We start from the raw sequence: 15,300 nt of genomic DNA on the forward strand, positions 1-15,300 counted from the left end.
CCCGTCCGTCCACTCCGCGGAAGGTGCTCAGTCCCCAAGCGCCTTCACGAATCCCGCGTCCAGGTGCTCCCGCTCCCCGTCGCCGCCGATCACCTCGACCGTCCGCCCGTCGAGGCGTGGCTGCTGCGACCGCGTCTCGACCGGGCACAGCAGCCACAGGCCGTGGGGGACGCTCCCAGGTCGGCGAGCCGCATTCTGGAGACGGGTCAGGAAGCCGTGGCCGCCCTCGTCCCAGTAGCGTGCGACCAGGCCGGCGTCGTAGAGGAACAGGACCGTCCGGGGTGCGGTGGCCCGCTCGAGGAGGGCGTCCTCCATGCGTTGCCAGACCACGCGGGCGAAGGAGGCGAGGCCGGGCTTGATGCGGCCTGGGGCGGAACCGCTGTCGGCACGCAGGAACTTCTGCCAGTCCTGTCCCTTTTCGTCCGCCAGCTCCCGCAGCGTGCGCAGGAACATCCCCGCGACATCGACCGCGACGACGCCTTCGGACTTGAATCCCGCCGCCACCCGCTCCGCCGTCCCCACCAGCACGTCGCGTTTCACCGTCAGGGCGAGGAAGCCACCGCGGGCGGCACGCTCGGTCAGCCGGGCACGCAACGCCCCGTGTGGATCCTCGCGGTCCGCGTGGGAGACCGGACGCGGAGGAAGGTAGCTGGTGTGGACGCCGGTCGAGGTGCGGGCGGCGGGCGGTGCGGATCTGCGCGGGAAGAACGTCAGGGTCTTGAGGTCGTAACGCAGGTCGAAGCGGGCCGCCTCCAATGCCTCCTCGAGTTCCACGTGAGTCGGCTCCCGGCCCCCCGCGAGGAGATCCAGGTCGGGGAAGCGTGCCCGCAGCCGAGCGACCAGGCCAGAAACCACAATGCCCCGGTCGTGCCGGACCCCGGCTCCCGCCTGGGAGATACGCAGGGCCCGCTCCAGGCTCAGATCCTGCGGGTACAACTCAAGGCGCGGCGTCACCGCGGTCCGGGCTGCGACCGCGGCAGCCAGCGCCACGAGGCGTGTGTCCGCGAGCGGTGCGAAGCCGTCGGGGACCGGTACGGCACGCAGGTCGCGCACGACCTCAGCGCGGCTGGGCAGCGGGTCACGCCGCGCAAGTTGATGTGCGCAAGATCCAAGCAACGCACTGTAGTCGGCCAGTTCACGAGGGCTGGGGTCTTCAGTCCCGGGCAAGGACTCAGCCGCAATGAGGACCGCTTCGCCACGCCGGTGCACTGCGAGGCGGGGCTCATGCGGTACACCGCCCTCGGTCCCCGCACTGTCCACCTCTCCCACCGCATCCGAGGTCTCGGCCTCGACCGCGGCCCGGACGACGGCCAGAGACCTGGCCAGGATCCGCTCGCTGGTGTCACTGCCCGCTCCGTGGCGGGCACGCAGTTCAGCCGCGGCCTCCACAGCGGTCATGACCCGCCCAGCGGCGGTGACGATGTCGACCAGCTCAGCGCGTACCGGTGAGAGCCAGGCCGCCTCCGCCCACTGTTTGATCTCGATCCGGTGGTGCCGGGAGACCGGCGGTTGCTTGATACCCAGGTGCTCGGCGATGCGTGCCTGAACCGGCCAGGCACCCAGCGGGGAGAGCCCGCCCTCTTCCGGTGGAAGCCCGAGAGTGAGCCGTACCACGGCCGCACGGTGTGAGCCCTTGCGGCCGGGCTCGGGGGTGAGCAAGGCCGCCATCTCGTCTATCGACAGAATGCGTTCCGGGGCCGAGCCGTCCACCGTCGCGACGTCCACCACCGGGCGGTCGACGGGTGGTGTCTGCGGGGAACGACCGTCGGAGGCCGGAAGGAGTGCTGCTGCCCATTGCTTGCGCCGCCGGTTCAACTCCTTGCGCACCAGCGCACCGGCTCCGCGCGCCCGGGAGATGACGTACGGCTGAAGGTTCAGCAGATCGCCGACCCGGTAGGCGTGCAGGTCGTTCGCGACGGACACCGCTCGGGGGGTCAGCCCTGCGGCCTCCAGTAGTGTCGTGACGTCGGCGGCTTCCGCAGCCCTGTCCCGGTCGCTTTCCGGGTCCTCGGAGGCTGCACCGACGAGGTTCTGCGTGATGGTGGGGCCGGTCGAGTCCGCGGTACGGAACACCTGCCTCCACTCGTCACGCATCTGGGTGAGGGTCTCGAAGCGGTGCTCGACGTCGCGATGCAGGGCTCGCCGGAAGAAGCGTGCGAGCCCGTCGCTCAATGCGGGTTCGAAGAGCTCGACCGCGATACGAAGGACTGCCGACTCATTGGTGAGCGGATCGTTCCGTCCGTCACCCCACACCGGCCTCTCACCGCTGGCCATCTCGTGCAGTGTGACGGCCGCCGCATACCGCTCGGCGTGATCGTCGTAGTGGGCACGACGCATGGACCCGAGGAACGGGTCGAGATAATTGCGGGTGCCAGCCTTGATGTCCCGGTCGGAAGCATCGGTGAGGGAGAAATCGAAGAGCTTGAGCTGCCAGGTGCGGTCCTTGCGCCGCTGGACACCGAAATTGTCCGGCTTGATGTCACGGTGGCGCACTCCATGACCGGCGAGCTGGTCAAGAGCGTGGAACAGGTCGTCCGAGAAACGTTCCAACTCGTGAAAGGTGAGCCTGCCCTGGCCCCTGAGCCGCTCACCGAGCGACTGCTCGCCCGCATACTCCAGTTCCAGAACCGTGCGCCCGCCGATCTCTCGCAGCCCCTCCCCTCGCAGCTGGACGATCGCTCCACCACCGACCGTCCCGAGCACTCGCTCCTCGGCCCGCAGCCTGCCGGCCCGCTCCTCGTCGAGAGCGACTTTGAAGACATGCTCGTCGATGTGGACGTGGCCGTCCTCGTCCTCCGTCGCACGCTCCACAAGGAGGGCACGGGCCGTGGCTCCGGTGCCGAGAACCCGCCGCACCGACCATTCGGTGTCAAGCGACTGGCCGGGCAGCGCTTCCAGCGGATCGACATCGGTCGAGGCCGGGGAATCGGGCAGAACGCTGGCGCGCTCGGCCTCGTCGAGGAGATCGAGGAACTCCTCCACCGAACCCAGGCGGTCATTGACATCGGTCCGGGTCGCCTGGAAGACGAGATCGTCCAGAGCGTCGGGCAGCCCATCCGCCACCGCGAAGAGCCGCAGGCCCGAGTCCGTGCGCAAACGATCACTCAGCGCACTGCGCTGCGCGGCCGGCGGCAGCCCGGTAAGGATCAGATGCGCGACTGCTCCCAGACCGAAGACGTCCAGATCACCTGGGTCGGCGAAGGGCTGATCCGTCTCCGGGGCCAGGTACACGCGAGCCGCGTCCTCGATGAGCGCCGCGTCGAGCGCGGACCCACCGATGGAACGGAAGAAGGTGGCATTGGAATCGAAATCCCTGGCCGCGGTCTGCCAGTCGGTGATCCGCAGTTCGGGATGGGCCCCACCCTCTTTGAACGAGACATATACCGAACGGGCCGCCAGAGCGCGGTGATACAGCGACCGGTTGTGTGCATAGCGGACGGCCTCCGCAAGCTGCCGAACCAGGTCGAGGCGTGTCTCAGGAGTCAGCTTCCCACCGTAGACATCCAGATACTGGTCGAGTCGCAGGTCCGTGTGGCGATGGCGAAAGAGGATCGCCGGACCGCCTTGATGCTCACGGAATTCGACTGCGTCGACGATCCCACGGTGGTTAATACCCTGGAGCACTTGATATTCGCGACGCGCGGCTCGCTCAGTGGCCTTGCGGGCTGCTTCGGTAGCCATCTGGCTGACCAGATAGATACGGACCCTGCCCTCCTCCTGGACCATCCCGTCATCGCGAGACGCGAGACGGTCCTCCCAGGAGGGCCCGGCATCCAACGGATGGGGCTCCATCTTCCACGCATCGCCGAATCGCAGATGAGCGGCGGACTGACGAATGCCAATAGCCTTCAGAAGCTGAGGGAGGGTATGGCGGGAGAATTCCGGAGTAATGCGTCGCTCAGGGCGGTCCGGCGGCAGCCCCAGGAAATCCTGCCAGATGCGCTTGAGTCCACTCGCGCCGTCATCACGGCCGTAGACCTTGATCTGCTGCACCTCGTCCAGATGACTGTCCAGATCCGGGGCGGAGAGAAAAACGGCAGGCTCGATACGTGGCACGACGCGATCACTGATGCCTAGCTTGCGGGCTGCCCACTGAAGCTGGCTCTTCAGCTCTTTGGACTTCAGGTCATTGAAGTGCAACGGATTGGTGATCGTCCGCATGCGGTCCTGGCCACGGAAATTCCAGGTAGAACCGCTGTTGCGGAGTTCACCGGGATGACTCTTGATCTCAACAAGAAATAGCCCGGACGGAACCGCGATCAGTAGATCGCATTCGTTGACGCGTCCGGATTGCGCAGTGAAAGAGAAGGTTGCCCAGGCCCGATAAGGCTCGGCGTGCGGCATGAGCTGCCGCACATGATCCAGCGCCTCCTGCTCCCAGGGGTATGGAGAGACCCTTTCCTGCGACCACTGTCGGGGCGGCCTCACGGGGCCAGGCTTCGGCACCCCGGACGCCGGGGCTCCTCCCACTGCGGTCACTGTCCCGTCCTCCCGCGTCGCCCATGCCAGCAGGGCCGCATCATGCCTGGTCGAGCCTACCGCGCCGGCCACATGAAGGATCCGGCGTTCGCTGATCCGGAACGAGAGCGCCTCGATCCAGCGCCGTTCACCGGAAAGGTGCCTGAACCATGCAGGGGGCCGCAGCGTCGCAGGCGCCGCCGTTGCAGGTGTCCGCGGCACAGCGTCCGCCGCCAGCCACTGTGAACGCGTACGCACTGCGAATCCGCTCCAAGGAAGCGACGCCAAAGCAACTCAAATGTGCGATGACAACGCGTCAGATTCTTCAGTGTCATCCCAGCACCATCCCAGCACGGGAACAGGACAGAGGGCCGACTCGAAAGAGTCAGACCCTCTTGACCTGCGCTTTTAACAATGGCGACGTGGTGGAAATGCGGCTACACGTTGAAGCGGAACTCCACCACGTCGCCGTCCTGCATCACATACTCCTTGCCCTCCATGCGGGCCTTGCCGGCCGCGCGGGCGTCGGCCACCGAGCCCGTTTCGAGGAGGTCGGCGAAGGAGATGACCTCGGCCTTGATGAAGCCCTTCTGGAAGTCCGTGTGGATGACTCCGGCCGCCTCGGGGGCCGTGGCGCCCTTCTTGATGGTCCAGGCGCGGGATTCCTTGGGGCCGGCCGTCAGGTAGGTCTGGAGGCCGAGGGTGTCGAAGCCGACGCGGGCGAGGGTGGCGAGGCCGGGCTCCTCGGCGCCGACGGACTGGAGGAGCTCCATGGCGTCCTCCTCGTCGAGCTCGGCGAGGTCCGCCTCCAGCTTGGCGTTGAGGAAGATCGCCTCGGCCGGGGCGACCAGCGCGCGCTGCTCGTCCTTGAACGCGTCGTCGGTCAGCTCGTCCTCGTCGACGTTGAAGACGTAGAGGAAGGGCTTGGTGGTGAGGAGGTGGAGGTCGTGCAGGAGCTCCTCGTTGCCCGAGCCCTGGACGATGCCCGCGGAGAAGAGGGTGTCGCCCTTCTCCAGGATCTCCTTGGCCGCCTCGACGGCCGCGACCTTCGGGACGACGTCCTTCTTGATGCGCGACTCCTTCTGGAGGCGCGGGAGGACCTTCTCGATCGTCTGGAGGTCCGCGAGGATCAGCTCCGTGTTGATCGTCTCGATGTCGTCCTTGGGCGAGACCTTGCCGTCGACGTGCACGACGTTCTCGTCCTTGAAGGCGCGGATGACCTGGCAGATGGCGTCCGACTCGCGGATGTTCGCCAGGAACTTGTTGCCCAGGCCCTCGCCCTCGGAGGCGCCGCGCACGATGCCGGCGATGTCGACGAAGTCGACCGTGGCCGGGAGGATCTTCTGCGAGCCGAAGATCTCCGCGAGCTGGGTCAGGCGGGCGTCCGGGACGCCGACCACGCCGACGTTCGGCTCGATCGTGGCGAACGGGTAGTTGGCCGCGAGCACGTCGTTCTTGGTCAGGGCGTTGAACAGGGTCGACTTGCCGACATTCGGCAGACCGACGATTCCGATCGTGAGCGACACGTTGCGACTTCCCGTACGTGGTGGGCGCTGATGGCCTTGGATGTTTTGGCTGGGCGATCCACCAGTCTACGGCCTGGCGGCGCACCGCCCGGTGATGCGTCGAACAGGCGACCAGTGACGGTCAAGGTCGGCCAAAGCGCGTGTCCTATGGCGTATTCCGCACATAAGCCGACCTATGTTGGGCCTGTGGAGCAACCCAGGACGCGTACCCCGCAATCCCGGCCCCGCCGGACGACCCCGCTGCCGCCGCAGGCGCGGGCCGGACGCGGTGGCGCGCGGCCCGCGGGCCCCGGCCGCCAGGCGGGTCCGGCCGGTCCGGCTCCGGAGTCGGCCACCGTCTACCGGGCGGGGGCGGGCCGTGCGAGGCCGGTGCCGCCGGTCCTGACGGCCCTGCGCCGGTTCCCGAACCCGCGGCTCACCGGCCTGGGCAGCGGTCTGTTCTGCGTGGGCACGATGCTGGTGCTCGGGTTGCTGGACTCGCTGCTGTTCGGCAGCTCGAAGGCCTTCTATGGCGTGACGTTCCTGCTGGTCAGCGGGCTCACCGCGGGGTGGGTGCGGAAGGCCGATCTGGTGGCGGGCCCCATCGCCGTACCGATCGCGTTCGCCGTCGGGGTCGTGCCGATCGCGCAGGGCGGGAACGGGTTCGGGGCGCAGGTGATGGGCGTCGTGACGACGCTCGCGCTGAACGCCGGGTGGCTCTACGCGGGCACGCTCGTCGCCGGCGTCGTCGTGCTGGTGCGCCGGGCGCGGCTGAACGCGCACCGGGAGGCGCAGCGCCGGGCGGCCGCCGCGGCGGGGCGGCGCCCCTCGCAGCCGGGCCAGGCGAAGGCGCAGGCGCCCAAGCCCCGGCGCCGCACCGCCTGAGTCCGGCCTCAGGCCGCCCGGGACGCGGTCATGGCCGCGCCCACGATCCCCGCGTTGTTCTGCAGTTCCGCCGGGACGATCTCGGCCTTGATGTGCTTGATGAGCGGCAGGAACTTGTGGGCCTTGCGGCTGACGCCGCCGCCGATGATGAACAGCTCGGGCGAGAACAGCATCTCGACGTGCGCGAGGTACTTCTGGACGCGCCTGGCCCAGTGCTCCCAGCTCAGGTCGTGATCCTCCTTGGCCTTGGTGGAGGCGTGCTTCTCGGCGTCGTGGCCGTTCAGCTCCAGGTGGCCGAGCTCGGTGTTCGGGACGAGGGTGCCGTCGACGAAGAGGGCGCTGCCGATGCCGGTGCCGAAGGTGAGCAGGAGGACGGTGCCCTTGCGGCCGCGGCCCGCGCCGAACTGCATCTCGGCGACGCCCGCCGCGTCCGCGTCGTTCAGGATCGTGACGGGGAGGCCGCCGAGCTTCTCGCTGAGCAGGGCGCGGGCGTCGACGTCGATCCAGCTCTTGTCGACGTTGGCCGCGGTGCGGACGGTGGCGCCGCCGGTGACGACGCCCGGGAAGGTGATGCCGACCCGGTCGCAGGGGCCGTCGAAGTGCTCGACGACCTGCCGGACCCCGTCGGCCACGCCGTCGGGCGTGGCCGGGTGCGGGGTCAGCACCTTGAACCGTTCCGTCGCGAGTTCGCCCTGCTCCAGGTCGACCGGTGCGCCTTTGATGCCCGATCCGCCGATGTCCACGCCGAAGATCTGCATGGGATGCATGGGACCACGCTACGACGCGGCGCGCGAGGTCACTTCTCGGCGGAGGCGCCTTCCACGAGGGCGGCGGCCTCGGCCCGCAGGTCGCGGCGGAGCTCCTTGGGCAGCGAGAAGGTGATGGACTCCTCGGCCGCCTTGACGATCTCCACGTCCGCGTAGCCCCGCTGGGAGAGCCACTCCAGGACCTCTTCGACGAGGACGTCGGGCACGGAGGCGCCGGAGGTGACGCCGACCGTGGTGACGCCCTCCAGCCAGGCCTCCTCGATCTCGCTCGCGAAGTCGACCAGGTACGCGTCCTGCGCGCCGGCCAGCTTGGCGACCTCGACGAGCCGCTTCGAGTTCGAGGAGTTGCGCGAGCCGACGACGATGACCAGCTCGGAGTCGGCGCCCATCTGCTTCACGGCGAGCTGGCGGTTCTGCGTGGCGTAGCAGATGTCGTCGCTCGGCGGGGAGACGAGGCCCGGGAACTTGGTCTTCAGGGCGTCGACGGTCTCCATCGTCTCGTCGACGGAGAGCGTGGTCTGGGAGAGCCACACGACCTTGTCCGGGTCGCGGACCTCGACCTTCTCGACGTCGGCGGGGCCGTCGACGAGGGTGATGTGGTCGGGGGCCTCGCCGGAGGTGCCGATGACCTCCTCGTGGCCCTCGTGGCCGATGAGGAGGATGTCGAAGTCCTCGTTGGCGTAGCGGATCGCTTCCTTGTGGACCTTGGTGACGAGCGGGCAGGTCGCGTCGATGGTGGCGAGCTTGCCGCGGGCGGCCTCTTCGTGGACGGTCGGGGCGACGCCGTGCGCGGAGAACATGACGATGGCGCCCTCGGGGACCTCGTCCGTCTGCTCGACGAAGATGGCGCCCTTCCGCTCCAGCGTCTGCACCACGTACTTGTTGTGCACGATCTCGTGGCGGACGTAGATCGGGGCCCCGTACTGCTCCAGGGCCTTCTCGACGGCGATCACGGCACGGTCCACACCGGCGCAGTAGCCCCGGGGGGCGGCGAGCAGGACGCGGCGGGGGCCAGTCGTAGCAGTCATGCCCCCCATCGTAAGGCCGAGCACAGCAGGCCAAAGATCGCCCGTCTGGGGAAGACTGATGTCGGCGCGATGCGCGTTCGGCGTGCTTCGTCCCGGTTTCGTCGGCGTTCGATCCCGTTCGTTCCACGGAGGCACGATGTCCGCATCAGCAGGGCCCGGCGTCCCCGAGGCCCCCGACGTGCCGGACGGCAGGCTGCGCCGCGATCTCGGCTTCCGGGATCTCGTCGTGTACGGGCTGCTGTTCATCGCCCCGATGGCGCCCGTCGGCGTCTTCGGCACCCTGGACGCGAAGTCGCACGGCGCGGTGGCGCTGGTGTACGTGGTGGCGACGGTCGCGATGGCGTTCACGGCGTTCAGCTACGCGCAGATGGTGCGGGTGGTCCCGCAGGCGGGCTCGGTGTTCGCCTACGCGCGCGTGGGGCTCGGGCGCGGGCCCGGGTTCATCGCGGGGTGGATGGCGATGCTCGACTACGTGCTGATCCCGGCGGTGGCGTACCTGTTCTCGGGGATCGCGATGAACGCGCTGGTGCCGTCGGTGTCGCGGTGGGTGTGGACGGCGCTCGCGGTGGTGATCACGACGCTGCTGAACCTGTGGGGGGTGCGGGCGGCGGCGCGGGTCGGGTTCCTGGTGCTGGCCATGGAGATCGTGGTGCTGCTGGTGTTCGTGGTGTCGGCGATCGTGGTGCTGGCGCGGGACGGGACGCAGCGGGACTGGCTGTCGCCGCTGACGGGTGACGGGTCGCAGGGGGCGTTCGCGCTGTCGGCGGTGATCGGGGCGGTGTCGGTGGCGGTCCTGTCGTATCTGGGCTTCGACGCGATCGCGACGTTCGCGGAGGAGGTGACGGGGGGCTCGGCGAAGGTGGCGCGGGCGGTGCTGTTCTGTCTGGCGTTCACGGGTGTGCTGTTCGTGGCGCAGACGTACCTGGTGGCGCTCCTCGAACCGACGACCTCGGCGCAGCTGGCGGCGGAGCCGGCGAAGCAGGGGTCGGCGTTCTACGACGCGGTCGACGCGTCCGTCGGGGGCTGGCTGCACGATCTGGTGGCGGTGAGCAAGGCGATCGGGGCGGCGTTCGCGGCGCTGGCGGGGCAGGCGGCGGCGGGGCGGCTGCTGTTCGCGATGGCGCGGGACCGGCGGCTGCCGCGGTTCCTCTCGCGGACGGAGTCGGGGGTGCCGCGGTTCGCGATCCTGGTGGCGGCGGTGATCACGCTGGCGGCGGCGGGGTGGGCGGCGCGGCGCGACGACGGCCTCGACCACCTGGTCTCGGTGGTCGACATCGGCGCCCTGACCGCTTTCACGCTGCTGCACGCGAGCGTGGTGGGGTACTTCGTCGTACGGCACCGGGGGGACGGGGTGAGCTGGTGGCGGCATCTGCTGATCCCGGTGATCGGGGCGGGGATCACGGTGGCGGTCATCGTGGAGGCGTCGGGGACGGCGCAGGTGGTCGGAGCGGTCTGGTTGGCGGTGGGCCTTGTCGTACTCGGCGTCCAGTCCCGCCGCGGCATCATGGAGCCGGACCAAAACTGAGGCCGCCCTCCGCGCCCCCTGCACCTGAGGCACCCCCGGGGCTCCGCCCCCGGCCCCCGCTCCTCAATCGCCGGAGGGGCTTGATTGGGGAAGGCTGCGCGCAGCGCACGCCTTCAGGGGCGCGGGACTGTACCCATGTGCGGCTCCGCCGCGTGGGCACGACCAGCCACGACCACCGCGCCGCGGCAAGGAGCCGGGAAGGCTGCGCGCAGCGCACGCCTTCAGGGGCGCAGGGAACTGCGCGACCAGCCACAACGCACGCGTCACCCCGCGACGAAGAAGCGGAGCTACGGCGCAGAAGCGGGCCCGAACCCACACGTACCCGTGGGCGCGACCAGCCACAGCGCACGCGTCACCCCGCGACGAAGAGGCGGAGCTACGGCGCAGAAGCGGGCCCGGGCCCACGCGTGCCCCCGTTGTCAGCGGAGGCGATTACGCTCGGCGCATGGCTGCCCACACCACCCCCGACGCCCCGCTCCCCGTGGGCCAGGTCTCCCGGCTCATCGGCGGGTGGATCGACCGGCTCGGCGCGATCTGGGTGGAGGGCCAGATCACCCAGCTGTCCCGCAGACCCGGCGCCGGCGTCGTGTTCCTGACGCTGCGCGATCCGTCGCACGACATCTCCGTGTCCGTCACCTGCTACCGCCAGGTGTTCGACGCGGTGGCGGACGTGGTCCGGGAGGGCTCGCGGGTCGTCCTGCACGCGAAGCCGGAGTGGTACGCGCCGCGCGGCCAGCTGTCGCTGCGGGCGGCGGAGATCCGCCCGGTCGGCGTGGGCGAGCTGCTGGCCCGCCTGGAGCAGCTGAAGAAGTCGCTGGCCGCGGAGGGCCTGTTCGCGGCGGACCGCAAGAAGCCGCTGCCGTTCCTGCCGCAGCTGATCGGCCTGGTCTGCGGCCGCGCCTCGGCGGCGGAGCGCGACGTGCTGGAGAACGCGCGGCACCGCTGGCCCGCCGTCCGCTTCGAGGTGCGCAACGTGCCGGTGCAGGGCGTGCACGCGGTGCCGCAGGTGGTGCAGGCGGTCAAGGAGCTGGACGCCATGGACGCCGTGGACGTGATCGTCGTGGCGCGCGGCGGCGGCAGCGTGGAAGACCTGCTGCCGTTCTCGGACGAGCAGCTGGTGCGGGCGGTGGCGGACTGCCGTACGCCGGTGGTGTCGGCGATCGGTCACGAACCGGACAGCCCGCTGCTCGACCTGGTGGCGGACCTGCGGGCCTCGACGCCGACGGACGCGGCGAAGAAGGTCGTGCCGGACGTCGGCGAGGAGTACGAGCGGGTGCGCTGGCTGCGGGACCGGGCGCGGCGCTGCGTGGAGGCGTATCTGGACCGGGAGGAGCGGGGGCTGGCGTCCGCGCTGGGCCGCCCGGTCATGGAGGATCCGCACCGGATGGTCGACGAGCGGGAGGAGCAGGTCTCGGCGCTGACCGAGCGGGCCCGCCGTACGCTCGGCCATCTGCTGGACCGGGCGGAGTCGGAGCTGACGCACACGCACGCGCGCGTGGTCGCGCTGTCCCCGGCGGCGACGCTGAAGCGCGGGTACGCGGTGCTGCAGCGGCCGGACGGGCACGTGGTACGGGCTCCGGCGGAGGCGGCGCCCGGCGACGAGCTGCGGGCCCGGGTCGCCGAGGGCGAGTTCACCGTGCGCGTCACCGAGCACGCCGGGCCGGTCCCCGGCAACGACGACCCCATCGAGAACGAAGCGTGAGGACGGACATCAGCATGACGACGAAGGCGGCCGACGAGGCGCTCGGCTACGAGCAGGCGCGGGACGAACTGATCGACGTCGTACGGCGTCTGGAGGCGGGCGGCACGTCCCTGGAGGAGTCGCTCGCGCTGTGGGAGCGGGGCGAGGAGCTGGCGAAGGTGTGCCGGCGCTGGCTGGACGGGGCGCGGGCCCGGCTCGACGCGGCGCTCGCCGAGGAGGAGGCGGCCGAGGAGGGGGCGGACCGGTCCGGGGAGTGACCGGAGAGACGGACCGAGAAGTGACCGGCGGCAGGTCCAGGGGATGCCCGTGACCTGCGGCGCAGGGGTGTGAACAGCGCCACACCCAGTTTTGTTGAAAGTTGAACCTCATCGCCGTACTGTGGTGTGCATCGGGTGATCCGGAACCGGGATCGCCGCAACCACCCTCGTCGCACCAGAAGGTTGATCATGTCTCTCGTTCTTGACGCCGCCGCCCAGGACCTCCTCTTCCGCGAGGCCCGCACCGCGAACACGTTCACCGACGAGCCGGTGACCGACGAGCAGGTCCAGGCGATCTACGACCTCGTCAAGTACGGTCCGACCGCGTTCAACCAGTCGCCGCTGCGCGTCACGCTGGTCCGCTCCCCCGAGGCCCGCGAGCGCCTGGTGCAGCACATGGCCGAGGGCAACCAGCCGAAGACCGCCGCCGCCCCGCTGGTCGCGATCCTCTCCGCGGACAACGAGTTCCACGAGGAGCTCCCGCAGCTCTTCCCGCACTTCCCGGCCGCCAAGGACGCCTTCTTCTCGGAGCGCCCGGTCCGTGAGGGTTCCGCCGCGCTGAACGCCGCGCTGCAGGCCGCGTACTTCATCATCGGCGTGCGTGCCGCCGGTCTGGCCGCGGGCCCGATGACCGGCCTGGACTTCGCCGGCGTCCAGAAGGAGTTCCTGGACGACGACCACACCCCGCTGATGGTGATCAACATCGGCAAGCCGGGCGAGGACGCCTGGTTCCCGCGCTCCCCGCGCCTCGAGTTCGACCAGGTCATCACCACGGTCTGAGCCCGACCCGCACCACGTGAAAGGCGCCCCCGGAACACTCCGGGGGCGCCTTTCGCGCGTTCGGGCAGCGCACGAGCCGCCCATGAACAGCTCACGAGCAGCAGAGGGTCAGGCGCTCTTGTCCTGCTTCATCTCGAGCGATTCGGCCATCTTCGTCAGCTGCCCGAAGCCGGCGGTGCCGGTGACGACCGTGGTCGAGCCCTTGCTCTTCAGAACCAGGGCGTCGTACTTCGCGCCCTTGTAGTGCTGCCAGGTCTCGTCGCCGATCCGCTGGGTGCGCGAGGTCTCCTCGGCGCCCTGGCTGGCGTCGTCGATGAACCGGGACGGCTTGTCGGTCGACTGCTCGACGGCCACGTACTGGCCCTTCGGGTCGAGGAAGCCGAGATGCCAGGCCTCGTTGGCCGCGCCGTCGTAGCGCACCGAGGTGGCCTTCCACTCCTTGGTGAGGCCGGTGGGCGCGGCGACCGGGTACGAGGCCGCGCGGCGGGCCGTCAGCAGCTCCACCTGGTAGTCCACGCGCTTGACCGGCGGCTCCTTGGAGTCGTCGTGCGGGATGAACACATAGGCGGTGCCGGCCGCGACGACGCAGACGCCGAGCGAGAGGACCAGGCTGCCGACCGTCTTCTTGCCATTTCTTCCTGCCACGTGCCCCATCGTCGCAGGTCGCCGAACGATCTCTGTCAGGAGGTCCGGCGGGAGTACGGAACGGCGCATTCTGACATGAACGGATCCGCTCATCCGTGGGGCGGTCTGCTCAGATTGTCGGACTGGCGATAGAGTCAGGCCCATCAACCCTCATCCGGCCGTCGTCGTATCCCGGTGAACGCCAAAAACGCCGGAACAGAAAGGTGCGTCTCGATGACCGAGCATCACCAGCTTCCGTCCGAACTCGAGGTCCCCTCCGAGGCCCCCGACCGCAACCTCGCCCTGGAGCTCGTCCGGGTCACCGAGGCCGCGGCCATGGCCGCGGGCCGCTGGGTGGGCCGTGGTGACAAGAACGGGGCGGACGGCGCGGCCGTGCGCGCCATGCGGACCCTCGTCTCGACCGTGTCGATGAACGGCGTCGTCGTCATCGGTGAGGGCGAGAAGGACGAGGCCCCGATGCTGTTCAACGGCGAGCGGGTCGGTGACGGCACCGGCGCCGAGTGCGACATCGCCGTGGACCCGATCGACGGTACGACGCTCTGCGCGAAGGGCATGCCGAACGCGATCGCCGTGCTGGCCGCCGCCGACCGCGGCACCATGTTCGACCCGTCGGCCGTGTTCTACATGGACAAGCTGGTGACCGGCCCCGAGGCCGCCGACTACGTGGACATCAACGCCCCGGCGTCGGTGAACATCCGCCGGGTCGCCAAGGCGAAGAACAAGGCCCCCGAGGACGTCACGGTGGTCATCCTCGACCGGCCGCGCCACGAGGGCATCATCAAGGAGATCCGGGAGACCGGCGCCCGTATCAAGCTCATCTCGGACGGCGACGTCGCCGGCTCGATCCTCGCCGTCCGCGAGGACACCGGCGTGGACATGCTGCTCGGCATCGGCGGCACCCCCGAGGGCATCATCTCGGCGTGCGCGATCAAGTGCCTGGGCGGTGTCATCCAGGGCAAGCTGTGGCCCAAGGACGACGCGGAGCGGCAGAAGGCGCTGGACGCCGGGCACGACCTGGACCGCGTCCTGTCGACGAACGACCTGGTCTCGGGCGAGAACGTGTTCTTCGTCGCGACCGGCATCACCGACGGCGAGCTGCTGCGCGGCGTGCGCTACGGCTCGGAGACGGCCACGACCTCCTCGCTCGTGATGCGTTCGAAGTCGGGCACGATCCGCCAGATCGACTCCACGCACCGGCTGCGCAAGCTGCGCGCGTACAGCGCGATCGACTTCGACCGCGCCAAGTAGGCGGAGCGGGCCGAGCAGACAGCAGGCTGAACAGACGCCGGAGGGCGCCCCGTGCCGTACGGGGCGCCCTCCGGCGTCTGTGCGTGTGCGAGGCCCGGCCGCCTAGCCGGCGGCCGCCACGGCCCGTGACGCGTTCTTCAGCTCCACCTCGCGGCGCCTGCGCCGGGCGAGCACGACCCGGCGCTCCGCCGCGGTGAGGCCGCCCCACACCCCGTACGGTTCCGGCTGGAGCAGGGCGTGCTCGCGGCACTCGACCATCACGGGGCAGCGGGCGCAGACCCGCTTGGCGGCGTCCTCGCGGGACAGACGGGCCGCGGTGGGTTCCTTGGAGGGTGCGAAGAACAGGCCCGCCTCGTCCCGCCGGCACACCGCCTCGGTGTGCCACGGCTCGTCCTGGTCGCGGTCCCTGACTGGCACCCGCTGGCGCGGAACGGCGGCTACCTGCAGGGACTGGCGCGGCGGATGCAGCACGGTCTACTCCTGACGACGGCTTACGACGG

General features: G+C 69.9%; 12 protein-coding genes. 6 read left to right on the forward strand and 6 right to left on the reverse strand.

Going from position 1 to position 15,300, the window contains the following annotated elements; all coding sequences use genetic code 11:
• Nucleotides 1–27: 27 nt before the first annotated feature.
• Nucleotides 28–4,479 carry a BREX system serine/threonine kinase PglW gene (pglW, locus tag IAG42_RS12455; protein ID WP_317453363.1) on the reverse strand — a complete coding sequence of 1,484 codons (4,452 nt, stop codon included), beginning with the start codon at nucleotides 4,477–4,479 and terminating at the stop codon, nucleotides 28–30.
• A 416-nt stretch (nucleotides 4,480–4,895) separates the two neighbouring features.
• Nucleotides 4,896–5,984 carry a redox-regulated ATPase YchF gene (gene ychF, locus IAG42_RS12460; protein WP_188337092.1) on the reverse strand — a complete coding sequence of 363 codons (1,089 nt, stop codon included), beginning with the start codon at nucleotides 5,982–5,984 and terminating at the stop codon, nucleotides 4,896–4,898.
• A 186-nt stretch (nucleotides 5,985–6,170) separates the two neighbouring features.
• Here ychF and IAG42_RS12465 point away from each other — a divergent pair, with 186 nt between their 5' ends.
• Nucleotides 6,171–6,848 (forward strand): DUF6542 domain-containing protein, encoded by a 678-nt coding sequence (locus IAG42_RS12465; RefSeq protein WP_188337093.1) that lies wholly within the window; start codon nucleotides 6,171–6,173, stop codon nucleotides 6,846–6,848.
• Between the two features lie 8 nt (nucleotides 6,849–6,856).
• On the opposite strand, the gene ppgK is transcribed toward IAG42_RS12465, so the two are convergent.
• Nucleotides 6,857–7,606: a polyphosphate--glucose phosphotransferase gene (gene ppgK, locus IAG42_RS12470; protein WP_188341334.1), complete on the reverse strand. Its 750-nt coding sequence runs from the start codon at nucleotides 7,604–7,606 to the stop codon at nucleotides 6,857–6,859.
• 38 nt (nucleotides 7,607–7,644) lie between these two features.
• Nucleotides 7,645–8,652, reverse strand: a complete 1,008-nt coding sequence (locus IAG42_RS12475; protein ID WP_188337094.1) for a 4-hydroxy-3-methylbut-2-enyl diphosphate reductase — start codon at nucleotides 8,650–8,652, stop codon at nucleotides 7,645–7,647.
• A 127-nt stretch (nucleotides 8,653–8,779) separates the two neighbouring features.
• Here IAG42_RS12475 and IAG42_RS12480 point away from each other — a divergent pair, with 127 nt between their 5' ends.
• From IAG42_RS12480 to IAG42_RS12495, 4 genes are all read left to right on the forward strand, one after another.
• On the forward strand, nucleotides 8,780–10,168 hold the full coding sequence (locus IAG42_RS12480; protein WP_188337095.1) for an APC family permease: 1,389 nt from the start codon (nucleotides 8,780–8,782) through the stop codon (nucleotides 10,166–10,168).
• A gap of 445 nt (nucleotides 10,169–10,613) precedes the next feature.
• Nucleotides 10,614–11,870: an exodeoxyribonuclease VII large subunit gene (xseA, locus tag IAG42_RS12485; protein ID WP_188337096.1), complete on the forward strand. Its 1,257-nt coding sequence runs from the start codon at nucleotides 10,614–10,616 to the stop codon at nucleotides 11,868–11,870.
• Nucleotides 11,871–11,884: 14 nt separating this feature from the next.
• The gene (locus IAG42_RS12490) at nucleotides 11,885–12,127 is read left to right on the forward strand and encodes an exodeoxyribonuclease VII small subunit (RefSeq protein ID WP_188337097.1); all 243 of its coding nucleotides are present in this window, start codon (nucleotides 11,885–11,887) and stop codon (nucleotides 12,125–12,127) included.
• A 189-nt stretch (nucleotides 12,128–12,316) separates the two neighbouring features.
• On the forward strand, nucleotides 12,317–12,907 hold the full coding sequence (locus tag IAG42_RS12495) for a malonic semialdehyde reductase (RefSeq protein WP_188337098.1): 591 nt from the start codon (nucleotides 12,317–12,319) through the stop codon (nucleotides 12,905–12,907).
• Nucleotides 12,908–13,015: 108 nt separating this feature from the next.
• Here IAG42_RS12495 and IAG42_RS12500 read toward each other — a convergent pair whose 3' ends face one another.
• Nucleotides 13,016–13,552, reverse strand: coding sequence for a DUF4245 domain-containing protein (locus IAG42_RS12500; RefSeq protein ID WP_188337099.1), 537 nt, complete (start codon nucleotides 13,550–13,552; stop codon nucleotides 13,016–13,018).
• Between the two features lie 213 nt (nucleotides 13,553–13,765).
• Here IAG42_RS12500 and glpX point away from each other — a divergent pair, with 213 nt between their 5' ends.
• On the forward strand, nucleotides 13,766–14,800 hold the full coding sequence (glpX, locus tag IAG42_RS12505) for a class II fructose-bisphosphatase (protein WP_188337100.1): 1,035 nt from the start codon (nucleotides 13,766–13,768) through the stop codon (nucleotides 14,798–14,800).
• A 102-nt stretch (nucleotides 14,801–14,902) separates the two neighbouring features.
• Here glpX and IAG42_RS12510 read toward each other — a convergent pair whose 3' ends face one another.
• Nucleotides 14,903–15,271 carry a WhiB family transcriptional regulator gene (locus IAG42_RS12510; protein ID WP_188337101.1) on the reverse strand — a complete coding sequence of 123 codons (369 nt, stop codon included), beginning with the start codon at nucleotides 15,269–15,271 and terminating at the stop codon, nucleotides 14,903–14,905.
• Nucleotides 15,272–15,300 lie beyond the last annotated feature (29 nt).

It is taken from the genome of Streptomyces xanthii (assembly GCF_014621695.1).
Classification (GTDB): Bacteria; Actinomycetota; Actinomycetes; order Streptomycetales; family Streptomycetaceae; genus Streptomyces; species Streptomyces xanthii.